Annotated in this window: 26 protein-coding genes; 13 read left to right on the forward strand and 13 right to left on the reverse strand. The window is 43.1% G+C overall.

The features are described 5' to 3' along the window. Nucleotides 1–89 precede the first annotated feature (89 nt). From lgt to HHK01_RS03815, 3 genes are all read left to right on the forward strand, one after another. The gene (gene lgt / locus HHK01_RS03805; protein ID WP_170006495.1) at nucleotides 90–878 is read left to right on the forward strand and encodes a prolipoprotein diacylglyceryl transferase; all 789 of its coding nucleotides are present in this window, start codon (nucleotides 90–92) and stop codon (nucleotides 876–878) included. Nucleotides 879–922: 44 nt separating this feature from the next. Beyond that, nucleotides 923–2,578, forward strand: a complete 1,656-nt coding sequence (merA, locus tag HHK01_RS03810; protein ID WP_170006496.1) for a mercury(II) reductase — start codon at nucleotides 923–925, stop codon at nucleotides 2,576–2,578. 101 nt (nucleotides 2,579–2,679) lie between these two features. Then, a complete protein-coding gene (locus tag HHK01_RS03815) occupies nucleotides 2,680–2,991 on the forward strand; it encodes a four-helix bundle copper-binding protein (RefSeq protein WP_170006497.1) in 312 nt (103 codons plus the stop codon). A 105-nt stretch (nucleotides 2,992–3,096) separates the two neighbouring features. Here the strand turns inward: HHK01_RS03815 and HHK01_RS03820 are convergent, their stop codons facing one another. The 4 genes from HHK01_RS03820 to HHK01_RS03835 form a co-directional block, all read right to left on the reverse strand. After that, nucleotides 3,097–5,505: a heavy metal translocating P-type ATPase gene (locus tag HHK01_RS03820; RefSeq protein ID WP_170006498.1), complete on the reverse strand. Its 2,409-nt coding sequence runs from the start codon at nucleotides 5,503–5,505 to the stop codon at nucleotides 3,097–3,099. Nucleotides 5,506–5,534: 29 nt separating this feature from the next. After that, nucleotides 5,535–5,942 carry a MerR family transcriptional regulator gene (locus HHK01_RS03825; protein ID WP_170006499.1) on the reverse strand — a complete coding sequence of 136 codons (408 nt, stop codon included), beginning with the start codon at nucleotides 5,940–5,942 and terminating at the stop codon, nucleotides 5,535–5,537. A 334-nt stretch (nucleotides 5,943–6,276) separates the two neighbouring features. Further along, entirely contained in the window at nucleotides 6,277–7,209 is a 933-nt protein-coding gene (locus HHK01_RS03830) for an ATP-grasp domain-containing protein (RefSeq protein ID WP_170006500.1), read from the reverse strand. Next, nucleotides 7,210–8,262, reverse strand: coding sequence for an LLM class flavin-dependent oxidoreductase (locus HHK01_RS03835; protein WP_170006501.1), 1,053 nt, complete (start codon nucleotides 8,260–8,262; stop codon nucleotides 7,210–7,212). A 215-nt stretch (nucleotides 8,263–8,477) separates the two neighbouring features. Here HHK01_RS03835 and HHK01_RS03840 point away from each other — a divergent pair, with 215 nt between their 5' ends. From HHK01_RS03840 to HHK01_RS03855, 5 genes are all read left to right on the forward strand, one after another. Next, nucleotides 8,478–9,686 (forward strand): S8 family serine peptidase, encoded by a 1,209-nt coding sequence (locus tag HHK01_RS03840; RefSeq protein WP_228027649.1) that lies wholly within the window; start codon nucleotides 8,478–8,480, stop codon nucleotides 9,684–9,686. 245 nt (nucleotides 9,687–9,931) lie between these two features. Beyond that, nucleotides 9,932–11,026, forward strand: a complete 1,095-nt coding sequence (locus tag HHK01_RS15500) for a S8 family peptidase (RefSeq protein ID WP_265575553.1) — start codon at nucleotides 9,932–9,934, stop codon at nucleotides 11,024–11,026. Further along, nucleotides 10,969–12,396 carry an S-layer homology domain-containing protein gene (locus tag HHK01_RS15505; RefSeq protein WP_265575554.1) on the forward strand — a complete coding sequence of 476 codons (1,428 nt, stop codon included), beginning with the start codon at nucleotides 10,969–10,971 and terminating at the stop codon, nucleotides 12,394–12,396. Before HHK01_RS15500 ends, HHK01_RS15505 begins: the two co-directional genes overlap by 58 nt. A 252-nt stretch (nucleotides 12,397–12,648) precedes the next feature. Beyond that, nucleotides 12,649–14,508, forward strand: coding sequence for a GAF domain-containing sensor histidine kinase (locus HHK01_RS03850; protein WP_170006502.1), 1,860 nt, complete (start codon nucleotides 12,649–12,651; stop codon nucleotides 14,506–14,508). Next, nucleotides 14,483–15,118, forward strand: a complete 636-nt coding sequence (locus tag HHK01_RS03855; protein ID WP_170006503.1) for a response regulator — start codon at nucleotides 14,483–14,485, stop codon at nucleotides 15,116–15,118. The genes HHK01_RS03850 and HHK01_RS03855 overlap by 26 nt, the downstream gene beginning before the upstream one ends. 46 nt (nucleotides 15,119–15,164) lie before the next feature. Here HHK01_RS03855 and HHK01_RS03860 read toward each other — a convergent pair whose 3' ends face one another. From HHK01_RS03860 to HHK01_RS03880, 5 genes are all read right to left on the reverse strand, one after another. Further along, a complete protein-coding gene (locus HHK01_RS03860) occupies nucleotides 15,165–15,344 on the reverse strand; it encodes an SE1832 family protein (protein ID WP_170006504.1) in 180 nt (59 codons plus the stop codon). Between the two features lie 115 nt (nucleotides 15,345–15,459). Next, complete coding sequence (locus tag HHK01_RS03865) at nucleotides 15,460–15,888, reverse strand: hypothetical protein (protein ID WP_170006505.1); 429 nt, start codon at nucleotides 15,886–15,888, stop codon at nucleotides 15,460–15,462. Between the two features lie 769 nt (nucleotides 15,889–16,657). Continuing rightward, a complete protein-coding gene (locus HHK01_RS03870; RefSeq protein WP_170006506.1) occupies nucleotides 16,658–16,858 on the reverse strand; it encodes a YfhD family protein in 201 nt (66 codons plus the stop codon). Between the two features lie 98 nt (nucleotides 16,859–16,956). Continuing rightward, on the reverse strand, nucleotides 16,957–17,088 hold the full coding sequence (locus HHK01_RS03875; RefSeq protein ID WP_170006507.1) for a YfhE family protein: 132 nt from the start codon (nucleotides 17,086–17,088) through the stop codon (nucleotides 16,957–16,959). 67 nt (nucleotides 17,089–17,155) lie between these two features. Next, a complete protein-coding gene (locus tag HHK01_RS03880) occupies nucleotides 17,156–18,058 on the reverse strand; it encodes a TIGR01777 family oxidoreductase (protein ID WP_170006508.1) in 903 nt (300 codons plus the stop codon). 94 nt (nucleotides 18,059–18,152) lie between these two features. Here HHK01_RS03880 and recX point away from each other — a divergent pair, with 94 nt between their 5' ends. Both recX and HHK01_RS03890 read left to right on the forward strand, forming a co-directional pair. Further along, nucleotides 18,153–18,983 carry a recombination regulator RecX gene (recX, locus tag HHK01_RS03885; protein ID WP_170006509.1) on the forward strand — a complete coding sequence of 277 codons (831 nt, stop codon included), beginning with the start codon at nucleotides 18,153–18,155 and terminating at the stop codon, nucleotides 18,981–18,983. Further along, complete coding sequence (locus HHK01_RS03890) at nucleotides 18,967–19,296, forward strand: YfhH family protein (protein ID WP_170006510.1); 330 nt, start codon at nucleotides 18,967–18,969, stop codon at nucleotides 19,294–19,296. Before recX ends, HHK01_RS03890 begins: the two co-directional genes overlap by 17 nt. A gap of 128 nt (nucleotides 19,297–19,424) precedes the next feature. Here HHK01_RS03890 and HHK01_RS03895 read toward each other — a convergent pair whose 3' ends face one another. The 3 genes from HHK01_RS03895 to HHK01_RS03905 form a co-directional block, all read right to left on the reverse strand. Beyond that, nucleotides 19,425–19,586 (reverse strand): YpzG family protein, encoded by a 162-nt coding sequence (locus HHK01_RS03895; protein WP_170006511.1) that lies wholly within the window; start codon nucleotides 19,584–19,586, stop codon nucleotides 19,425–19,427. Nucleotides 19,587–19,617: 31 nt separating this feature from the next. Then, nucleotides 19,618–19,791 (reverse strand): small, acid-soluble spore protein K, encoded by a 174-nt coding sequence (locus tag HHK01_RS03900; protein WP_170006512.1) that lies wholly within the window; start codon nucleotides 19,789–19,791, stop codon nucleotides 19,618–19,620. Nucleotides 19,792–19,903: 112 nt separating this feature from the next. After that, nucleotides 19,904–20,887, reverse strand: coding sequence for a metal-dependent hydrolase (locus HHK01_RS03905; RefSeq protein ID WP_170006513.1), 984 nt, complete (start codon nucleotides 20,885–20,887; stop codon nucleotides 19,904–19,906). 175 nt (nucleotides 20,888–21,062) lie between these two features. Between HHK01_RS03905 and mutY the strand changes: the two genes are divergently transcribed. Then, nucleotides 21,063–22,151, forward strand: a complete 1,089-nt coding sequence (mutY, locus tag HHK01_RS03910; protein ID WP_170006514.1) for an A/G-specific adenine glycosylase — start codon at nucleotides 21,063–21,065, stop codon at nucleotides 22,149–22,151. Here mutY and HHK01_RS03915 read toward each other — a convergent pair. Next, nucleotides 22,148–22,372, reverse strand: coding sequence for a hypothetical protein (locus HHK01_RS03915; RefSeq protein ID WP_170006515.1), 225 nt, complete (start codon nucleotides 22,370–22,372; stop codon nucleotides 22,148–22,150). The two genes, mutY and HHK01_RS03915, sit on opposite strands and share 4 nt — an antisense overlap. Before the next feature lie 74 nt (nucleotides 22,373–22,446). On the opposite strand from HHK01_RS03915, the gene fabL reads away from it, so the two are divergent. Together fabL and HHK01_RS03925 are read left to right on the forward strand one after the other, a co-directional pair. Next, nucleotides 22,447–23,199 (forward strand): enoyl-[acyl-carrier-protein] reductase FabL, encoded by a 753-nt coding sequence (gene fabL / locus HHK01_RS03920; RefSeq protein ID WP_170006516.1) that lies wholly within the window; start codon nucleotides 22,447–22,449, stop codon nucleotides 23,197–23,199. Nucleotides 23,200–23,273: 74 nt separating this feature from the next. Next, a complete protein-coding gene (locus tag HHK01_RS03925; RefSeq protein WP_170006517.1) occupies nucleotides 23,274–23,480 on the forward strand; it encodes a gamma-type small acid-soluble spore protein in 207 nt (68 codons plus the stop codon). Nucleotides 23,481–23,981: the final 501 nt, after the last annotated feature.

The raw sequence follows: 23,981 nt of genomic DNA on the forward strand, positions 1-23,981 counted from the left end.
ATTTATCAAATGTATATAGCCTAGAACTAAATACATATTAAGTAAAGAACTAGGCGGATTTCAAATAAAGAGAAAAGGCGGTGTGCGTATTGTTTAAAGATTTTATTACTATATTTGGGTATACAATTCAAACGCATGGAGTAGTTTCTGTTATAGCAATTTTGCTTGGATACGGTGTGGCAAAGGTTAGAGTGAAAGGAACTGTCTATGAGAAACACATGGACAACTTTATCTTCTACGCAATAATAGGGGCAATTATTGGTGCGCGTTTTTGGCATGTTTTTATCTTTCAATGGCCGTATTTTTCCCAGAATCCAGGTGAAATTTTGATGATATGGAAAGGTGGCATTTCCATATTAGGGGCAATCGTCGGTGGAATCATAGTGCTATTTTTTTACACTCGGAAACACAAATTAAGCTTTTTTGAAATGGCAGATTATCTTGCTCCTGCGCTCATTTTAGGACAGGGTATCGGTAGAGCGGCTGAATTATTGGCAGGGGATGTGTTTGGCTCCCCAACAGGTGGTAACTTTGGCATGGTCTATCCAGAAGGCACTGTCGCCTATTCCTACTATGGATCCCAGCCTTTATGGCCTGCTGATATATGGGAGAGTCAGGGGAATTTTGTGATTTACGCGATTCTCGTTATATTAGGGGCGAAGATGTTACCGAAAGGCTGGTTGTTTTTATCCTATATCGCCATGTATTTTGCACAACGCTTTATCCTTGAATTTTTTAGGGGGGATTCACCGAATTACTTATTTAATTTAACGGCAGGACAATGGACATCTATTTGGGTCATAATAGCGGCAATCATTTCGGGTATTATTTTGTTCGTTCGACAAAATAAACACAGGGTTAAGGATGCTAAATCATAATAACAGATAGAATACCTTTATCTAAAAAAGGAATGGTGATTGTAATGAGTGGAAATGAAGTAAAAGTAAAACTGGGAGTTCAAGGAATGACATGTACCGGATGTGAGGATCACGTAACGGAAGCATTAAAAAACGCTGGTGCAAAGAATCCTATAGCTGATTTTCGTCGTAGTCAAGCGACGTTTGAAATTACCAAAGAACAGCTTGAGAATGCAAAGCAGGCAGTAAACGAGACGGGTTATCAAGCAGGAGAAGCTTCGATTGAATCCGAAGAAGAAGTAGTGGTTACTTTAAGTAACCAAGGCGGTGATTATGATCTGCTTATTATTGGGTCAGGGGGGGCAGCCTTTTCAGCAGCCATCAAAGCCGTAGAAAAAGGGGCCAAAGTGGCAATGGTCGAGCGAGGAACCATTGGTGGCACATGCGTCAACATTGGATGTGTCCCTTCCAAAACGATGCTTCGTGCTGGAGAAATCAATCATCTGGCTGGGAATAACCCATTTGCTGGCTTAAATACAAAAGCTGAACCGGTTGACATGGCTACGTTAACCGAGAAAAAGGATGAGCTCGTTGAAGGCATGAGACAACAAAAATATGTGGACCTTATTGCTGAGTACGGAATTGATTTGGTTCGTGGTGAAGCGTCTTTTATTGATGGAAAAACGATTAAAGTGAACGGACAAACATATACAGCAAACAAATTTCTCATTTCAACAGGAGCCTCTCCGTCCATACCAGATATTCCTGGACTGAAAGATGTGGACTTCTTAACAAGCACAACGGCTTTGGAATTAAAAGAAGTTCCGAAAAAGTTAGCCGTTATCGGTTCAGGTTATATTGCGATGGAGTTAGGGCAACTGTTTCATAACTTGGGTGCAGACGTGACGTTGATGCAACGAAGCGAACGACTTTTGAAAGAATACGATCCAGAAATATCAGAAGCTGTCGATGAAGCCTTAACCGGGCAAGGTCTTCAATTCATCACAGGAAGCACATACAAAAAGATAGAACAAGATGGTAATATGAAAAAAATCCATATTGAAGTAAATGGTGAAGAGCGAATTATTGAAGCCGATCAGTTATTGGTTGCCACCGGAAGAAGGCCGAATACTGAATCACTCAATTTAGAAGCCGCAGGTGTTGAGGTTGGTCAAAAAGGAGAAGTGATTGTTAATGATTACCTGCAGACGAGCAATCCCGACATTTATGCCGCTGGGGATGTCACATTAGGACCACAATTTGTCTACGTGGCAGCATACGAAGGTGGAGTTGTTGTTGAAAACGCAATAGGATCCGCTAATAAGAAAGCAGATCTACGTTTTGTTCCTGGTGTTACATTTACGAATCCTTCAATTGCTACAGTTGGTTTAACCGAACTACAAGCCAAAGATCAAGGATATGATGTGAAGACGTCGGTACTCCCACTCGACAGTGTACCAAGAGCACTCGTGAACCGGGAAACAAATGGTGTCTTCAAGCTCGTTGTTGATAACCAAACACAGAAAATTCTCGGTGCCCATGTCGTTGCTGAAAATGCTGGTGACGTGATCTATGGTGCTACATTAGCCGTACAGTTTGGTGTAACCGCAGACGATTTAAAAAATACGATGGCTCCATATTTAACAATGTCTGAAGGCTTGAAACTAGCCGCCTTAACATTGGATAAAGACGTCAGTAAATTATCTTGCTGCGCAGGATAGAGAAAAGAACTATGTGAGTTTTTTTCAATACATACATACATCCATTTATTCCGGCAATAATGAACTTGTAAGAAATCATTTAAAAGGAGTTGTTTTAAACAGTGGAACAAGTAAAAGGAAAAGCAATGGAATTATGTTTTGAGGCAGCAATATTATGTGAAAAAACATACGCAGAGGCATTGGACACACAAAACACTAAGCTAATTCGATATGTAAGGGATTGTGCTGACCTTTGTTATACTTGCGGTCAATTTTGTGCGCGCGACAGTGAATTTATGGGGGCTCTTAGCAAGGCGTGTGCGGATACGTGTGAAAAATGTGCAGATCTTTGTGATAGTGTTGGAACTGATATTGCAAAAGAATGTGCAGAAGCATGCCGCCGTTGTGCAAAGGCTTGCCGAAGTGCTGCATAGTTCAATTTGACTCAAACAATAAGAAGCGTGCATGAATTTAAGACAAATTCATGCACGTTTTTATTGGGTGAAAACTACATGTGAACGATGTGAAAGTTTATCCCTTTAGGCTACATCTCTTTCCACATTATTCGACGTATTCAAAGCTTCATACACAACTTTTTTTGAAATTAGTTCTTCCGTGATTTTCTTTAGTCGATATGTGTTACCGAAAACAAAGATAAAACTAAACAGCATAGCGAAAGCAGTCATCAACGGGTTGAATAGGCCTACTATTGCAACAGGAAACAATACCAAATAGAAAATAAACGCCCAGAACAAGTTCTGTCTTACCAAGCGTGTAATATTCCTACCAAGGTGTACAGCTGCAATAAGACCATTAAGATTCCCTTTAATTAAGGTCAAATCTGCAGCCTCTACAGCAACATCCGTTCCACCGCCTATGGCGACTCCCACATCTGCCTGATTTAAAGCCGGTGCATCATTAATGCCGTCTCCAACCATAATTACCGTGTCCCCACGCGCTTGCATCTTACGTACTTCCACTTGCTTTTCTGCAGGTAGGACACTGGAGTAAACGTCATCTATACCGACTTGTTGAGCTATAGCTTTCGCTGCTTTTGGGTGATCGCCTGTTATCATAACCGTTCGTAAACCCATCATCTTCAAGCGGTTGACTATATCGGTAGCATGATCCTTTATCGTATCAGCAACTGCAACCACTCCTGCAATTTCACCATCAACCGCAATAACCATCGCAGTTTTTCCTTCTAAATGATATTGATCCACCTGATCTACAGCTTTAGAAAGGTGAATGTTTTGTTCTTTCATTAGCGTCAGATTTCCAATTACCACCTGCTGCCCGTCTACGTCTGCCTGGACCCCCATACCTGGAAGGACGTTAAATTGACTGATGGACAAAGGTTCAACACCCTTGCTCTCTACGTATTTTGCAAGAGCTTTTCCGATAGGGTGCTCCGACCTTTTTTCTACGCTTATCATCCATTGGAGAAGTTGATGTTCTCCTTCTCGGTGATAGGTGGTAATATCTGTAACTTCTGGTTTACCGTGGGTGATCGTACCAGTCTTATCGAAGACAACGGTGCTCACCCTTTGCATCACTTCCATACCACCCATGTCTTTGATCACCACACCGTTTCTTAAACCGAGTGCTGCTCCTGTCATAAAAGCGGTGGGCGTAACCAAACCAATTACACATGGACTAGCGACAACCATCAGTGCAATGGAGGCAAACAACGCTTGATTAAAGGCATCAGCTCCACCAATTAGTAGCCAACCTACAAAAGTGAACAGAGCTAGACCAATAACGACTGGAACAAACTTGGCGATGATCTTATCAGCAAACAGTAACAGTGGGTCCCTTGACCAGCGAGCTTCCTGCCCTAAACGAACCATTTGGGAAAGAAAAGTATCCTGACCGACTCTACTAACTTCTACAACGATGTAGCCGTTCTCGTTGATTGTTCCGCCTATTACTTCATCGCCCACATTTTTTCCCACCGGTACACTTTCACCTGTTACCATGGACTCATTCACAACGGAGTGTCCTTCGGCGATTACACCATCCATTGGGATTCGTTCACCAGCACGGACAATGACATGATCACCTAGTTTCAGCGTGTCCGTCTTGACTTCTTTTTCTTTCTTTCCTACCTGAAGGACGGCTGTTTTAGCCTGAAGCTGGAGTAGCCTTTTTATCTCCCGTGAAGCACTTCGCTTCGTTCGGAGATTGAGGTACTGTCCAAAGAGGTGGAACGCCATGATCATTGCAGCCAAACTAAATAGGTTGAATATTTCAAAAAAGTAACTACTTAACCCATATAGATAGGCAGACATACTTCCTAATGCTACTAACAGGTGCATGTTGGCACTTCTCGCAAATAATGCCCGCAAAGCTCGGCTAAGCGTATAATATCCTGCTCCAAACATAACAGGGGTGGACAGGAAGAAGAGAATCCACCATTGACCTGGAATCATTTTGTCGAAAAGTAGAGAGCCCATACTGATCAAAAACCCTGGAATCATCAGTGTGAGTGCAACAATTGCTCTTAGCCAATACGTTTTTAGTTCTCGGTCTCCAGGATCTTGCTCATCCCTGACACCGAATCCGGCTGTTTCAATACGGCGAGCAATCTTCTTCTTGTTTGTTACCGTAGGAATAAATTCCACGCTGACTTGATCCGAAGCAAGATTCACCGCCGTAGCGACTTGCCCTTCATCACGACCGACCGCTTTTTTGATCGTGTTAATGCACGCCGCACATGCCATCCCACTCACATGGAATGTTTCCCTGGCTGTTTCAATCTGTAGGTTTTTTCCGCGAATCACCTTGATTACGGTATCCCAATGTGGTTGGTTGTGATCATAAGTGACGCGAATTTCTCCATGATCAATCCGCACTTTCGAAACTTGTGCCTCTATTGCAATTTCCTGCTCTGTTTTTGTAATATTCTCCGGTATCTCTCCTTTTAATTTTAGAACATGTTGGGCCACGGACATTTCCTCCTTTCTTCATCCTTATTTTAATCACTCTCTGATAAGCTTTGAATAATTGGACACTCACAAATAGGACCTTTACCAGAGCATCTTTCCAGTAAATCCTGTAGCATGGATTGAACACTTTTTAAACCGATTATTTTTGATTCAATTTCTGCTAACTTATGATTGGCAAATTGCTGTATTTCTTGAGAAGTAAAGTCGTTATCATTTTCTGTTATGCTAATTAAGTTTTTAATCTCCGAAAGTGTAAAGTCCAACTCTTGCGCTCGTCTAATAAACTTAATACGATGAACAATTTCAGCTGGGAAAACCCGATAACCTGATGCTGTACGAGGTACTTCCGGAATAAGATTTCGTCGCTCATAATATCGAATGGTTTCAACATTGACATGACACTCTTTCGCTACTTCGCTTGTTGATAATCCCTTCATTATGTTCGTTCACCCCCCTATATATCATACCCTGTATAATCATCATAAAGTGTGTACCATGGTACGGAGTAAAGTCATTTGTCAGAAAGGTTTCAGAAAGTCTTCTTAATTGGGCATAATTTGTTTGTCAAGTTCTTGATGAGTTAGATGTTCCCTCTTTCATTCTTTGCTGATGTTTGGAATTTTTCTCTTGAAAGGGAGCGGTGGGGTTACACAATTTTACGGGGATTAGCGGGTAGATTTTAAATGATTTGTCTCACGGGTTCAAGTTTGACCCACAATAAAATAGCCTGTGGAAACTCAAAGTTATCCTCCACAGGCTCGGAATTCGGGATTATACTTTCTTCAATTCACTCCCAAGAAACTTAGCTAACTCCAGCATACCAAATTTACTAGCGATAGCTTCAGCATCGGAGTTGTAGTTCGTATTCGTATTGATATCGTACGTGTACACGACACCATTTTCGTCTCTAATGAATTCAATACCGGCAACTTGAATCCCGTTAGCCAATAAAAACTGTTCATAGTTTGCTATGAACGCTTCATTAAATCCCTCAATAATTTGGAACTTTGGCGTTTCCTCTTGTTCACCTACAGGACAAAACAAGTCATCGATTGTACAAGCATCTGCTGGGCAGAGCTCAAACCCTTCTGATGTGTCTACTTTCACCGCATAAACGAACTTCCCACCAACAAATTCACAACGTGTAATGGATGAATCGGCCGATTGAATATATTCTTGTACAAGCGTAATCCCATCCACAGGTAATTCAAACGTTGGACCGTAGACATACTCTTTAAGGGCATCAATTGAATGGAACAACTGAACGCCTAATCCTTTGCCAGCACGGTTATGCTTTGTAATAAAGGAAGGTTTGTTCAATTTAATCGCCGCTTCAATAATTTGTTCTTTTCCAACAGCTGCGATCGTTTTCGGTGTTTGGATACCGGCTTTTTCTAATGCTGTATATTGGTTGACTTTGCTTACTTCAAGTCTTAATGCACGACTTCCGTTGATGACTTTTCGATCATGCATCTCAAGCCAAGCAAGAACGGATTCTGTCATTTCAGGTGCATACCGGTGATCGCGTGTATGTGAAGAAGCGCTCATCCGGCTATAAAAAACGCCTTCTGGTGGTTCTTCTGATAAATCAATAATGCCTTCATGTAAAAACCACTGTTCATATGGCAATTCCAATTCTTCCAGTCTTTTTACCAAATGGTCCGTCCATTCTTGATTTTCATGCAGAATATAAATTTTGCTCATTTATATGAACTCCTTTTGTGTTCTTTTAGCCTCAACTAAAGGCATGACATCTTTTGCGAACCGTTCCATTTCTTCTAACTGCGGAGAAAATTGAAGTAATAGCAAATCAATACCGACTGCTTCATAGGCTAAAATTTTGTCAGCAATTTGTTCTGGTGTACCGATAAGATTTGGGCGTAATCCGCGGTTGGATACAGAATAATCATATAGTTTTACCTGTTGTTCGAGTTGAGACTTCCCAACGAAATCTTTATAACCTGCGTATCCACTCGATTCTTTTACATTAGTTATTCTTTCAATCTCTTTTTCAACTTCGGCTTCTGTGTTCCGACATACGATATAAGCAGCCATACCGAACGATTGGAACGGAGCTTTCCCTGTAGCTTGTCGACGTTCTTTCATATCGGCTACCTTTTCGCTCACTTCTTCAACGGTACCACCGTGCATGACATAGGCGTCGCAGTTGTTTACGATCGCTTGCTTACCACGAGGGCTTTCTCCACCCGCATAAAGGATTGGGTTAGGTCGTTGAACAGGCTTTGGAGACAGGTGGGTATTTTTTAGGGAATAAAACTTTCCATTATAATCAAATACATCCTCTGTCCATAGTCCTTTTAATATTTCAACAAACTCTTCTGTCCGGTCATAGCGCTCATCATGCTCTGTGAAGATTCCACCGTATTGACGCGCTTCCTCTTCCCACCATGCCGAAACGACATTCAAGGTGAAGCGACCATTACTAATTTGGTCAATATTCGCCGCCATTTTAGCTGTTACTGCTGGATTGTGAAAACCAGGTCTGATGGCTGTCATAATTTCAATTTTATTTGTTACAGCAGCCAATGCAGCCGCAGTTGACCAAGCTTCAAGCGAGGGGCTTTCTGGACCTTTTATATCATTTAAGTAAAGTTCGGCGATTAATGTCGTATCATATCCCCAATCTTCCGCTGCTTGTATGACCTTTTTGGCATAGTCAAACGTTGGAGGCATCTTTTCATCCTCTACGTTTCTAAGCCATCCACCAAATATAGGTAACCAAAAACCGTATTTCATCGCGCGTCATCTCCCAATGTTCTTGTTAATATCGCTACTGAACGTCCCTTGTATAAAGAGTGCGAAATTTGTGGTGATTATCAATAAGTAATCCTATCAAGCAACTTGGTTTTAGTCAATTGATATTCACTGAGGTAGCGGTGAACGTATGATTTTTACATATTAAAACGGGAAAAGTTTACGAGTACTACTTTAGTCGTACATGACAAACTGATTTGCTACAAAAGGTCGGAATTACTCAAGGTGTCACTTTTGAAAGCCTTCCAATTGCGGGTGTTTTAGCAAATGCAGATCAGATGAAAGCTTTGCTTACAAGTCCGGAAGTTTATTCTATCTACGACAATGAAGACGTGGAATATGAGAACGAATCTGCAACTGATTTAACAGGAGTTGATCAAGTACGAAAGGATGACGCTTTCCGACAGCTTAATGGGGGACTGCCTGTGACCGGAAAAGGAATCGGTGTCGTTGTGAACGATAGTGGAATTGACGGAACACACCCAGATCTCGAGTTCGGTGATCACCTCGTGCAAAATGTAATGTCTTCTACGAATCTAAATTCTGTTACTTCTCTGCTTCCGATTTCTTACGTGGAAGGTGTTCCAAATACAGATAGTACGGGTGGGCATGGCACTCATGTCGCTGGTATAGTAGGTGCAACTGGCGAAATGTCTGGTGGGTTGTATGAAGGAGTAGCACCAGGAGCCAACCTGATTGGCTACGGTTCGGGTGTGGCTTTAGCTCTTCTAGATACGCTCGGTGGGTTCGACTATGCGTTAACCCATCAAGCGGAATATAACATACGCGTCGTTACGAATTCTTGGGGGACTACGGGTGATGCTGGAACAGACTTTGAACCATTTGACCCAATAAATGTGGCGACAAAGGCGTTATATGATCGTGGAATTGTGACGGTATTTTCTGCAGGGAACTCTGGTCCTGAGCAGGCAACCATTTCTGGAAACTATAAAAAAGCTCCTTGGGTGATTACCGTTGCAGCCGGAACGAATCAGATGGAGCTTACGGACTTTTCCTCTCGTGGTGTCGATGGGAAGGGTAGAACGGTCGTTGTAGATGGGGAAGCGTTCACATGGGAAGATCGACCGACCGTTACAGCACCTGGTGAGGGAATCGTGTCTACTAGAACGATAGCGCCAGTTTCTAGCCTGGGGATTACAGAGGATGTAAACACCATTGACCCAGCCTACTTACCTTACTACACGACGATGAGTGGTACGTCAATGGCAGCTCCACATGTCGCTGGAGTGGTCGCCCTCATGTTGGAAGCGAATCCGCTGTTATCGCCTGACAAAGTAAAAGAGATCATCGAAAACACCGCAACCAACATGCCAGCTTATGAACAATGGGAAGTTGGAGCAGGGTATGTAGATGCTTACGCTGCTGTCAGTGCTGCATTCAATTAGCTGTACACTTAGCTATATGGATGCGGAAAGTCGATAAACAAAATGGTTTTTATTTATGAACGCGCTTTTTCTAAAGTGCGTCTTTTTTTTCTTAATTGGCTTTAGACCCCTGTCTACTACTTTTGTACAACTGAGAATAGTACGGCAGGGTCTGTATTTTACGTCCTTTGTGGAATAGGTTAGTCACCGTGAAATTGGGATAATGGATATAGGAATTTTCACATAACTTGAAAGGTGGTAATGAAGTGAAAAAATTTGTCACTGTTTTTATTGCGGTCGTCATGATGTTGTCGATGAGCAGCTCCCCTTCATTTTCTGTAAAGGCTGAGACAACTGTGGTAGTGGATGATTTGCTGCAAAAAGAACTCACTACAGAAAGCGGTCCGTATCAGGTCATTGTGACATTTAAAGCTGACGGAGCACCTACAGAAGAACAAGTAAAGCTATTGTCTGATCTAGGCATCCAGACCGGTACGACTATGCAATCGCTGCCAATGGCGGGAGTGCTTGCTACGAAAGCACAAATTGAAAGACTAGAAGAAAGTGATGAAGTATTATCGTTATATTTAAATAAGAAACTGGACTATGTCAACGACGTGTCCACTGCTGTTACGGGTGTAGACAAATTGCGCACAGATGATCGTCTTCGTAAACAAAACGGTGGTCTACCTGTAACGGGTAAAGGCGTAGGTGTTGTTGTCAATGATAGTGGAATAGACGGGACCCATAAGGATGTTGAGTTCGGTCGAAACTTAGTTCAAAACGTTGCGGGAACAACGAATTTAGGTAGTATAACTGGAGTAGTCCCTGTTTCCTACACAGAAGGAGTCGTCAATACCGATACGAACTCTGGGCATGGTACCCATGTTGCAGCAACAGTGGGTGGAACGGGAGCCTTGTCAGCAGGTAAACACGAAGGCGCAGCACCGGGGGCAGATCTCATCGGTTATGGATCGGGAGCCGCGTTATTTATTCTTGATGGGATCGGTGGTTTTGACTATGCCATTACAAATCAATCGGAGTATAACATTCGCGTAATCACCAATTCATGGGGATCTTCAGGGGACTTTGACCCGTATAGTCCTATCAATCTAGCGAGTAAAGCTGCTTATGACCGTGGTATGGTCGTATTGTTTGCTGCGGGGAATGCGGGACCAGGAGAAAATACGCACAACCCTTATGCCAAAGCACCGTGGGTCATTTCAGTAGCCGCTGGCGAAAAGGATGGAACATTGGCAGACTTCTCTTCTCGAGGTACAAAGGGGGTAGGGGGACCTTTACGTTGGACGGTGAGCAATGGACTTGGGAAGATCGCCCAACCGTTACAGCACCAGGGGTAGATGTGATTTCAGCCAAAACCGTATCGCCTTTAAATTTAATTTCAGCGGACGTAGACGCAGCCATGATTGAACCAGCGTATTTACCCTATTATACAGTCAAGAGTGGTACGTCCATGGCAACACCGCTCGTAGCTGGAATTGTCGCACTAGTCTTAGAAGCAAATCCGTTATTATCTCCTTCAGAGGTGAAGGATTTGTTACAAGAAACGGCCACAAACATGCCTGGCTATGAACCTTGGGAAGTCGGCGCAGGATACGTGAATGCTTACGCAGCAGTAGACAAAGCCTTTACGAATCAGCCATATGGGCAAACGGTGAATCTTTACCGCGATTTTACTAGCAATGTGGAAAGTGATACAACACAGGAAGACTTTTCAGTAGACTATAATCCTGCGACATTTGTTTCTGACAATGCCTATGAATTTACAGTAGAAGAAGGACTAACTAGTTTAGTTGCGCAAGTGAATGCAGAAGGGATTCTTGGGCAAACGGGTAATCCGGTCAATCTGGTTTTAATCGCTCCAGATGGAACTGAGTATAGCTCCGGAATTAGTGTGCTGTTTACTTTAGAATACAACCGGACTGTTTCCGTATCGAATCCATTGGCAGGCAAGTGGAAGGCTGAAATTCGTGGATTGAGAGGGGACGAAGCAAATCCGGTCGGAATAGCCACACCAGAAGTTGTCAATGGCTCTATAAAATTTTCAAGGGTCAGTGGTTTTTCTGGATTAAATGATATTGAAGGACATGAAGCAGCAGCAGCAATTAAAATGGCAGTCAATGAAAGACTCGTCGATGGATTTAAAAACGGGAATTACAAACCAGATGAGAAACTAAAAAGAAAAGACTTGGCGGAATACTTAGTTATGGGGGCGGAAATTCGTCAAGCACTACCAGCCTCGCCAACCTTTAAAGATGTTTCTGAAGGAGATGTCGCCTTTGTAGAAGCGGTCACTGCAAAAGGTGCTGCCTTCCGCGACGTTCGCAACATTTTTGATGGAGTCATGCTAGCTAAAGAGAATGATACGTTTTCTCCTAAAGCTAGCGTTTCAAGAGCTGAACTAGCCTACTCACTCGTTCAAGCGCTTGGATTGCAAGAGGAGGCACTTGATTTTACTGGGGAATTAACCGTCCAGTATGGAGAGGAGAGAATTGTGATAGAGGACGTCGGTAGCATTCCTTCCGATCTAAAAGGCTACGTACAACTAGCGTTAGATCTAAACATTTTAAATGCATACTTTGACGTAACCCAAGGACAGTATGACTTAGAGCCAACTGTACACGCCACCTTCGCACCAAGCCAGGAAGTGTCTCGAGGCGATTTTGCAGTGGCTGTAACAAGATACTACAACGCCTTTTTGAGTAACTAAAGTAAGGGGAAAATCTTTAGTGTAGTACTAAAGAACTAATCGCAATATAACCTTTGCTTAATAGAAATATGTGCTTGTTTTTGACAAACTGAATAAATATAAACCTTCTAAATAGGTTTTACCCAAATTGGTTAGTGATGAGAGTCATTTGACCAGTTTGGGTTTTTTCTTTTCAAAAAGAGACGATTACGATACGATACTAGTTAACGAAATATTAAAACATCAACGGTAGTAGCTGTCTAGGAGGGCTTTATGAAGAAGTGGAAGATGTTCCTTAAAACGGAAAAACCCGCAAAAGTGTATATGATGAGCATCTCTATAATCGGGTGGCTATATGTTGCTGTGCAAGTGTTTTATATAGAGGAATGGCGGGATCCGTTGATCTATGTACTGCTCATCATCTTCTTAGCAGTTTGTGAGGTTTATCCAATGCCCGTTTGGAAAGGGTTTACATCGATCGGCTTCCCCATTGTGTTCGTCTTATATTTTGTTTTTGGACTTCCGATTGCCATGATCAGCTACGCGCTGGTTATATTTTTTGTCAATATTATAGATCATCGTCCACTACGGATCGCTTGCTTTAATCCTGCCCAGCTTGTTTTAAGTTTCTCTGCGTCAGCTAGTCTAGCGCAGCTTCTTGTTCCATTTATCATCAAGGATGGAAGTGTCACTTTATCCCATATGACCGAGCTTGTCATCCTAGCGATCTTCTTTTACATTTTGAATAACTTAATTGTCGACTTAGTTTTGTTAATTCGACCCCATCCATATCCATTACATATTTGGAAGCAAAAGCTAGTTTCTGAATTGAATAGTGGTGCCATTTCTGTTTTATATGGCGGTCTATTTTTATTACTAGGCAGTCAAAATCGTGGACAAATAGACGTTTTTTCTTTCTTCTTCTTTTTCTCGCCTCTCGTTGGTCTTGCACTCTTAAGCTCTGTCATTGTTCGATTGAAAAAGGAAAAGAGTCGCTTGAATGCACTTTTTTCCCTAACCTCCAAGCTGAATAAAATGGTGCCTACAAAAGAATGGGTGGATTCATTAAAATCAAACTTTCACGAACTCATTGATGTAGAAGGTATTTTATTATGGACAAATGAAAAAGGGAGATGGAAAACCAGCTACGAGGAAGGAAGAGTAAACTTCGGGACTCCTTTACGTGAAGAAACGATCACCGTGTTTGAACAGATGGAAAAGCCTCTTACTATTGCAAATAACAAAAAAGAAATGGTACCAGCCCAAGAGTGTTTTCATTCAGCACTTCGCAGCTTTGTCTTCGCGCCACTTGTCATAGAAAACGAGACGGTGGGTATATTTGTAGTGGCGAGAAGTAGAACGAAAAGCTTTACCCACGGCGAAGTTCAATCAATTGCAACACTGTCCAACCAGTTAGCAGTCATCATTAAAACAAGGGTACTCATTTTGGAAAAAGAAAAACGCACTTTATTAGAGGAACGAAATCGAATTGCACGTGATATCCATGATGGAATCGCTCAAACTTTAGCAGCAGCCTTAATGAAGCTCGAAACGGCTCAGAGGAAATGGGAGAAGAATCCCGAAGAATCGATGTATCTCGTTACAGACAGCATGGAGAAAATTAGAAGTAGCTTGAAGCAAGTGAGGCAGTCTATTTATGCGCTAAGACCCAATCCAACGGAACGTGTCGGTCTACAAACAGCCATAAAACAAAAAATGCATGCATTCGAGCAAGAAACGGGATTACATTTTTCTTTCGAAGAACGGGGCAAAGCAGAGACGTTAAGTACAATGGTAGAAAAAGTTTTATTCGAAACCTTTCAAGAAAGTATCCAAAATATAGTGAAGCACGCAAAGGCTACAAAGGTAGAAACACTAGTAAGCTACCAAAAAGAGCATATTATATTGAAAGTGAAGGATGATGGAGTTGGCTTCTCTTTATTAGAAGCGATGATGAAAGCGCAGAAGGAACCTCATTTTGGTATTTTACAAATGAACGATGCTGCCGAAAAAATAGGGTCGTCTTTGCAAATAAATAGTAAGCCTGGAAAGGGAACCGAAATCGTGATGACTGTACCAAAAATGGGCATAGAAGGAGGGACGGAGGATGATTCAACTTATGCTAGTGGATGACCATGCCATTTTGCGGGACGGGTTACGAAACCTTTTGGAAGTAGAGGAAGATATTCAAGTGGTGGGAGAAGCCGTTTCAGGTGAGGATGCTGTGTCCAAAATGAAGGAATGCCAACCTGACGTAGTTTTAATGGACATTAACATGCCGAAAATGAACGGAGTTGAAGTAACAGGCCTATTGAAAAAACAGTACCCCAGTACGAAGGTTCTCATCTTAACGATGCACGATCACGATGAATACTTTATGTCAGCCATCCGTGAAGGGGCTGACGGCTATTTGCTAAAAGATGCCCCCTTTGACCAAGTAATAGAAGCGATTCGAACAGTGGCAAAAGGTGAATCGGTTATTCATCCTGCTATGACAAAAAAACTGCTACATTTTCATCAGCAAAAAGGACAAAGCGAGGAAAAACAACTATTAACAGAAAGAGAGAAGGAAGTCCTTCAGTGTCTAGTGCAAGGTTTATCGAATAAAGAAATAGCCGACCGCCTTTTTATAAGTGATAAAACGGTGAAAATCCATGTTAGCAAAATCTTTAAAAAGTTAAACGTAAAGAGTAGATCACAAGTGGTCATTTATGCCGTCCAGCACCAGCTAGTCACATTTTAACGGTGTCAGTCCCCCACCACGGTAAAGGGGTGGGGGACTGACACCGTTATCGACATGCCCTTAGCTTCTCATTCAGGATTTTCAGCTCATTTTCAATGGCAGCAATCTGTTTTTCTAAAGGAGATATGTCTCTGTTTACAGATTCTATCTTTTCTAAATCGTTCTGGATGCGTACATAGTCGGCTTTTAATTCTTGAATAGCGTATTCAATTTCTTTTTTGTTCATTGTCTCAACCCTCATTTCTACTTATGTAAAGTTGATTATAACATTGAATGACCCCATACCGACTATGTAGTGACCTGAACGGATGATTAGTAAATAGGTGGATAACTGGTGGCAGTTAATGCTCTCCATCTTTGCTTTGTGCTCGCTCACCTAGTACGTCCTCAATTACTTCTAAATGCACCCTTGCCCATGCTTTTTCATGAAAATGTAGGAAAATCCCAATCACGAGAACCCCTACATAAACTACAACAAAAAAAATCAAAAAATGACTTTTTCCGAGTAACCAGTCTGTCAAAGGTTTAGAGAACATAAAAAATAACCACGGCAGTGTTGTGATGGCGAGGGGAATAGCACCAGAGCCATTTTGTTCTTTGAGCATATAATACTTCATCTTTTTCAAATTAGAGCTTGTCAATGATTCATAGAAAGAAATAATGCTGTCGATCTCAATGATTTCTTTTGCAGCTGTCACCTTTTGATCAGTGTCGATTCTTTTTCTGATTCGAAGAAAAAACCTGTGGGCATCCCCACGCAATGTAAACATGTAATCCCTCCCACATCACTTTAGTTTGGCTAGGGAAATTTTGTTTATACGCCCACTAGATATAGAAGCTCTTATCCGGGGATTAGGGCTCTTATCTGGGATTAACGCTCATATCTGGGGATTAACGCTCTTATCTGGGGATTAACGCTCTTATCTGGGGATTAACGCTCATATCTGGGGATTAACGCTCATATCCCGGGATTAACGCTCATATCCCAGGATTAACGCTCATATCTGGGGATTAACGCTCATATCTCGGGATTAACGCTCATATATGGGGATTAACGCTCATATCTGGGGATTAACGCTCATATCCGGGGATTAACGCTCATATCTGGGGATTAACGCTCTTATCTCAAGATTAACGCTCATATCCCGGGATTAACGCTCATATCCCAGGATTAACGCTCATATCCCGGGATTAGCGCTCTTATTCAGGGCTAACGCTCTTATCCGGGGATTAACGCTCTTATCTCAAGATTAACGCTCATATCCCGGGATTAACGCTCATATCCCGGGATTAGCGCTCTTATTCAGGGCTAACGCTCATATCCCGGGATTAACGCTCATATCCGGGGATTAACGCTCATATCCCGGGATTAACGCTCATATCCCGGGATTAACGCTCTTATCTGGGGATTAACGCTCTTATCTGGGGATTAACGCTCATATCCGGGGATTAACGCTCATATCTCAGGATTAACGCTCATATCCCGGAACGTACACAAAAAAGTCCTTCCCGAGAGGCTCGGAAAGGACTTATTCAGCATTACTGTTTTCTCAAATGTTTTTGTTTTTTTGACTTCACACGTTGGTTAGCGGCATTGGCACGAGCTTGTGCTTCAAGGTCTGCTTGATCGGCTATCTCAGCAGAATATTCTTCAGATACACCATCTGTTTTCAGGTTGGCAGGTGTCTGTGGCAATTTATTTTTGTTAGCACGGTTACTATTTCGTCCTTGTCGTCCCATGATAACTACCCCCTGTGTGTTTAAAAAGTCAATGAAGAAGTGGTGCACTTCCTCACTACTAGGATATCCTCACACAGAAGTGTTACTACAGGAAGATGTTAGTGATTACTCCGCTTTGATGTGTAGCCACCTGCTCGGTCTGCTGCTTTGAACTCACGCGCGTATCTTACTTCTTGCGTGTTCGACAAAGTACTTTTTGTGCGATCTTGGCGCTTTTTCTTATCTGCCATCTTACTCATCCCTTCTTCCGTATATTGGTTTCCTAACTAGTTTTTCCTAACAGAAGAGTGGACATACTTACGATTGATAAATGTCTTGGAGGGCACCTTTTAGTTCGGGAAACTTAAAGGTGTACCCCGTTTGTTGCAAACGATCTGGCAAAACGCGTTGACCTTCCAATACGAGTAGGCTCATTTCCCCAAGCACAGCGCGTAAAGCAAATGCTGGTGCGGGAAGCCAATGAGGTCGATTTAGCACAGATGCTACCGTTTTGCCGAAATCTTGCATGCGTTCTGGATGAGGAGCCGTCGTGTTGAACACGCCTTCCACATCAGCCTCAAGACAATGTAGAAGAGCGCCAACGACATCGTCTACATGAACCCAGCTCACCCATTGTCTGCCAGAGCCGACTGTACCACCGAAGCCAAGCTTATATGGCAAAGAAATTTTGGGGAGCGCGCCGTGATCCTTTCCTAACACCACACCGAAGCGCATTTTACAGACGCGAATCCCTACGTTCTCTAGTGGTTGGGCGGCAGCTTCCCATGCTTTAACCGTATTGGCCAAAAAGTCGCTTCCTGTCGTAGTTGTTTCCTCCGTAAATATGTTATCTTCATCTGTTCCATAAATCCCAACTGCACTTGCTTGAATGTAGACCGATGGACGATGGGGGAGCTTGGAGGCAATTGCAGTAAGAGCTTGAGTAGCTTGTAAGCGACTGTCAATAATTTGTTCCTTTTGCGCGGTAGTCCACCTGCCAGCATTTAAAGATTCACCTGCTAAGTTCACGATTGCGTCGACATCTTGTAAAGACTTCTCTGGAAGAGTGCCTGGGCTGAGCCATTTTGCGTAATGTAATCGTTCCTGCTGGCTTGTTCGGTCGCTTCTCGTTAAAATGGTTACTCGATACCCTTTATCTAGTAGCTTTTGCGTAAGTATGTCTCCAATGAAGCCTGTTCCCCCAGCAATACAAACATGCATTTTACTTCCTCCTCACCTGTTCCTTATATTCTACGCCTTATTTATAAGAATCCCTCCTTTAAATGTGCTACAGTAAAGAAAAGAGGTGAGAGACGTGCCGAAAATTGCAAAAATCTCTGTACAAAGGAAAAATAAAGAGCGGTATAATATTTACTTCGAGCAAAAAGGTGAAGGGGAGTACGCCTTTAGCGTTGACGCCCATACGCTCACCCAATTTCGACTCACAAAGGGCTTGGAACTAAGTGATTTTGATATACAAGACATTCAATACCAAGATGGTGTGCGTCGAGCGATTCATCATGCCATTTCTTTTTTGAGTATTCGTATGCGTACAGAAAAAGAAGTCCGCACTTATTTAAAACAGAAGGACTATTCAGAAGAAGTCATTCAAGAAGCGATCACATACTGTTTACAGCAAAAGTATATAAACGAACGGGATTTTGCCTTTGCGTTTGTTCGAACAGATGTAGCCACGAAAGACTGGGGACCTGGGGCTGTTCGGAGACGGCTATACGAAAAGGGAATTTCTCTACAACTCACCGAGGAAGCTTTGGGAGAGTACCCAGTAGAAACGGCTATAGAAAAAGCGATGGCTATCGTGGAAAAAGCACTTGCTTCTATGAAAAAAGAATCGAACATCCAAAGAAAGCAAAAATGCATGGAAAGACTTCAGCAAAAAGGATACGATCATGCCTGCATCCAAACGGCTCTGGAAACCGTTGATTGGACGCAATCAGAAGAAGAGGAAGCGGATGTCGTCCAAGCATGGGTCGAAAAACTAATGTGGAAATACCGACAGCATGAAGGATTTCAAAGAGAGAGCAAAGTGAAGCAAGCTTTGTATAGAAAAGGGTTTTCATTGGAGCGTATTGATCAAGCACTACAAGAATGGAAGGAAGAGAACGAACATGGAGAAACGGTTTAGTCAAATGACCTCACAGGAAATTCGTCAAGAGGTAGCAACACTTAAAGAAAAAGCGAGGAAAGCCGAGCAGTTGGGGATGGTGAGTGAGTATGCCGTGCTAGAAAGGAAGGCGACTTTAGCTGAAGCCTATTTGTACGATCCTAAGAAAATAACGCCTGGGAAAGTGTATGCCTTTAAAGGAGAACCTGGTGAGTATTTTAAAGTGGATTATATCAAAGGTGTGTTCGCTTGGGGGTACCGAACGTCATCTGAGCAAAGGCAAGAAGAAGCGGTACCGATCTCATTGCTGGCTATTGGTGGTCAAAAGGGCTAGGTAATACATTTCTCGGTAGTAAAGAGGGCATTCTCGATAAGTAAAGAGGGCATTCCCGGTAACTAGCGCTGCGCACGGTATAAAGACTAAAAAACGCTTGGATGAATATTCATCCAAGCGTTTCCCTGTTAATGGCGGTGCTTACTAGCCTGAATTCGTCTTATGATGTCAATCTGAGACCATTCCGTTTCACCATTAATCGTTGATTTTGAGTATTTCGTTCTAGAGCGTGGTTTGGCGAGTGAACTTTTGTATTCATTGTCATGAAAATTGTTTTTCATGTTTCCCATGATGTAGTTCCCCCTTGTTGTCTAGCCAGTGTTAGTGTTGTGGCGTGTCATCAACGCGGTGTGTTGACGCCCGCATCCGTTCTTGTGGGTGTGTGTTAATGGAACCGTCAGCACGCTTTGAGTTATACTCGGCTTTTGCACGACCCTCGCCTTCAAACTTTTGGCCGCTACCCGCACTTGGGAAGCCTTTCGCTTTGTTTCGCATTCTTACATCCCCCTCTTAAACGAAATAACATCGTGACGCGAAAAGGCATGAAGAATTCTCGACGCCTTCTCGCGTAATGGTAGTATGCCACGAGTAGTCTGTAACTTGTCTGTCAATCCTTTCTTTCGGAGAGCTTTTTCTGTAACGTTTCTTCTCGGAATACCCATCCGGTGTACGAGCATAGCACGTCTAAGTCCCAATCTAACTGTACGACGGCTACGAAGGGGTAGTGTCCTTTTGACCGGTACCGATTGTCAATGAAGCGAATTTCAACAAACTGTTCGTTTTTGTCTATCTCCCAACGATATGAAGGAGAAAAAGATAAAAAGGCAGAAACGTTTTCATCCTCTTTCGCTGCGTGGAGCCATTCTTTATCAGGAAAGGGTAACCTGTTAAATTGGTCAACCATATGAAGCTTGCCGTTCTCATACGTTCCTACATAAAAGTGGTCGTCGCTACTTACAGCTACCCGAAATTTACCGAGAGACATGCGAGGTGAAATAAACCACTTTGTTGCGTGTGGGTACGTGCGATGGATAGCCCGCACGATTTGTCGGTGCTGCAATCCGCGCACAATATAGTACAAAATCAATCCTGCGTATATCGTAACAAACGTAGGCCCTGGATCAGCAAGATTGAATAACCACAACAAAATTCCAACAATATGTGCGCCGAAAATAAACGCATCAAACGTGTTTATCCAGCCTAACGCGACCCACTTCTCCGAAAATGGACGTAACGCCTGGGTACCGTACGCATTAAAAATATCTACAAAAACATGCAAGAATACGGCAAGCATCGTCCATCCCCATAGATGGGGAACACTTGTATTTGGAAAGAACAATAGAAGTACAAGGGTGATGAGGGTGGGCCACAATAATTGCGCAGGAATAGAGTGGGTCACCCCACGATGATTTTTTAAGTAGACGGCGTTGTTTTTAAGCTTTAACACAGTATCAATATCCGGTGCTTGTGAACCGACGATGACACCAATGGCAACGGCTGAAAATAGGGAAGGATTTTGCCCAATAGCTGGGTCTAATGTGGATAATCCCGCTAAGCCAATGCCCATGACTACATGAGTGCCTGTATCCAAAAAAACCATCCTTTCTACTCTCTAACATCTTAGAGAGGGATTTACGTGATACGACCCCGTTAAGCTTTTCCTACCATAGCATAAATGACTAGAGGATAGAAACTAAAGGGATATCACAAAGGCAGCTATTTTTTTGCTATGATAGAAAGGTGTAACAATCGAAATTGTTGAACTGATGGAGGACCCCACCTTGGATATAACTGCTTTTCAACAACACCTGCTCTCTTGGTACGAATCAGAGCGGCGCGATCTTCCGTGGCGCCGAACAAAAGAGCCCTATAAAATCTGGGTTTCAGAAGTAATGCTACAGCAAACGCGAGTAGATACAGTGATCCCATACTATGAACGGTTTATAGAGGCATTTCCAACATCCGAATCTTTTGCCTATGCAAACGAGGAATTAGTGTTAAAGATGTGGGAAGGTCTTGGCTATTACAGTCGCGTCAAAAATCTACAAAAAGGAGTGCGCGAAGTTGTCGAGTCTTACGGTGGACAAGTCCCAAGCACTCGCAAAGACATTTCTAAGTTAAAAGGGGTGGGTCCTTATACGGCAGGAGCAGTGTTAAGCATCGCCTACGGACTTCCCGAACATGCGGTTGACGGAAATGTAATGCGTGTTCTGGCTCGCATTTTGCTAATCGATGAAGACATCCAACTTCCAAGAACACGCAAAACATTTGAACAAGCTGTTGACAGACTAATTTCAAAGGAAGACCCGTCATCCTTTAATCAAGGGTTAATGGAGTTAGGTGCGCTAATTTGTAAACCGCAACGCCCACAATGTTTACTTTGCCCGGTGCAAGAGCATTGTATAGCGTACGCTCAGGGTAAGGAAACGCAACTGCCTGTAAAAAGTAAAAAAACGAAGACGAGACGGGAAACTTGGCAAGTTCTTGTCGTACAGGATGAGAGGGGACGTATCCTCATTCAAAAGCGCCCTAACGAAGGACTGTTGGCGTCACTATGGTCTTTTCCGCTGCAAGAACAAACATCTCCTCAACCCATTCAACCGGTTGTTGAACACATGGTAACTAAAAACGTGACTAACGGAGAATTTCTTGTACAACTTAAAGCGACACAGCCAATGCAGCCAGTCAAACACGTCTTTTCCCATGTGACCTGGCTGCTTAATCCGATTCTTATACAGGTAGAAACATTGCCTACCGACTGGAAAGAACCATTCGCACTTCTATCTATAGAAGAAGCGAAACAACGCGCCTTTGGAGTCCCGTTTCAAAAAATCATTCAGCAATTAGAAGACTAATCGTACGAAGTTTCAGTTCCATGAGTCCATGTCGCTTCGTTACGTTGCATGCCACCGCGAATTTCAATTTCGGCAATCACTTCGCGGTGGATATGTTGGCCCTCCACATTTAAATAAGGTACCATTTGTTGCATGGAATGATGAAAATAAGAAAGCTCACTGTCTTTCCAGTCTGACTTTTGAATCATCGACAGCTCAGTAAAGTCGCGTCCAACATACATAAAGATTCCCCCTTTTTAACTAGTATTTGCACGCTCGAAAAAAACTATGTAAAACGAAATGGAGTGACCTTTGTATGCATGAAACACCTGTAGCACTCGTAACTGGTTCATCACGTGGTGTAGGACGAAGTATCGCCCTCAAATTAGCAGAAGAAGGATACGATCTCGTCATTAACTATGCAAGAAGCAAAACACAAGCTTTAGAAGTCGCAAAAGAGGTCGAGGAACGGGGCCAAAAAGCCGTTGTCATCAGAGCCAATGTCGGGGACAAATCGAAAATAAATTCATTGTTTGAGCAAATTGAAGAAATCTTTGGCCGACTAGATGTTTTTGTCTCGAATGCAGCATCAGGAGTGTTGCGACCTGTGATGGAGTTAGAGGAAAGCCATTGGGAGTGGACGATGAACATTAATTCCAAGGCACTTCTCTTCTGCGCGCAAAGAGCTGCACAATTAATGGATAAAGTCGGAGGAGGAGCGATTGTGAGTATCTCGTCTCTTGGCTCTATCCGCTATTTGGAAAATTACACAACTGTAGGTGTATCGAAGGCGGCGGTTGAAGCATTGACGCGCTACTTAGCTGTTGAATTGGCACCAAAAAATATCGTAGTGAATGCAGTGTCTGGCGGTGCCATCGACACAGACGCATTAAAGCACTTCCCAAATCGCGAAGATCTCCTTCAAGATGCCGCAACGAAAACACCTGCAGGTCGCATGGTTGAAATAGATGATATGGTGAACACCGTCATGTTTTTAGTCTCAAAAGAAGCAAGTATGATTCGCGGTCAAACGATCATCGTCGACGGGGGACGCTCGCTTCTCGTCTAACAAAATTTTTTTTGAATTTGTCAGCATAGAAAAAACGCCTCTCGGACATAGTAACATTCGTGGAGGTGATTACTGTGGCAAACAACAACAACAACCCATCAAAAACTAACGCGCAAGAAGTTAGAAAACAAAACGCGCAATCTGCTCAAGGGCAAGGAGCTCAACAACAATTCGGTGCTGAGTTCGCTTCTGAGACTAACGCGCAACAAGTGAAAAAACAAAACGCTCAAGCAGCAGCTGGCAAAGCACAAGCTTCTGCACAACAAAACAAACAACAGTAACACCAACGAGAGCGACTGTCCTTTTTAAAAGGGCAGTCGTTTTTTGTTTTAGGGAGAATGCGCAGACTCAGGGGAGAATGCGCAGACTCAGGGGAGAATGCGCAGACTCAGGGGGGAATGCGCAGACTCAGGGGGGAATGCGCAGACTCAGGGGGGAATGCGCAGACTCAGGGGGGAATGCGCAGACTCAGGGAGGAATGCGCAGACTCAGGGGAGAATGCGCAGACTCAGGGGAGAATGCGCAGACTCAGGGGAGAATGCGCAGACTCAGGGAGGAATGCGCAGACTCAGGGGAGAATGCGCAGACTCAGGGGAGGAATGCGCAGACTCAGGGGAGAATGCGCAGACTCAGGGGAGAATGCGCAGACTCAGGGGGGAATGCGCAGACTCAGGGGGGGATGCGCATCCGTCATCAAAACTTTCCCCGAAAACAAGACAATCCTCGTCAAAGGGTTCGACAGAGAAAAAACCGAATGTTACAAACACAAGAGAATTGAGGAG

This window comes from Bacillus fonticola (genome assembly GCF_012955605.1).
GTDB lineage: Bacteria > Bacillota > Bacilli > Bacillales > JC228 > Bacillus_CG > Bacillus_CG fonticola.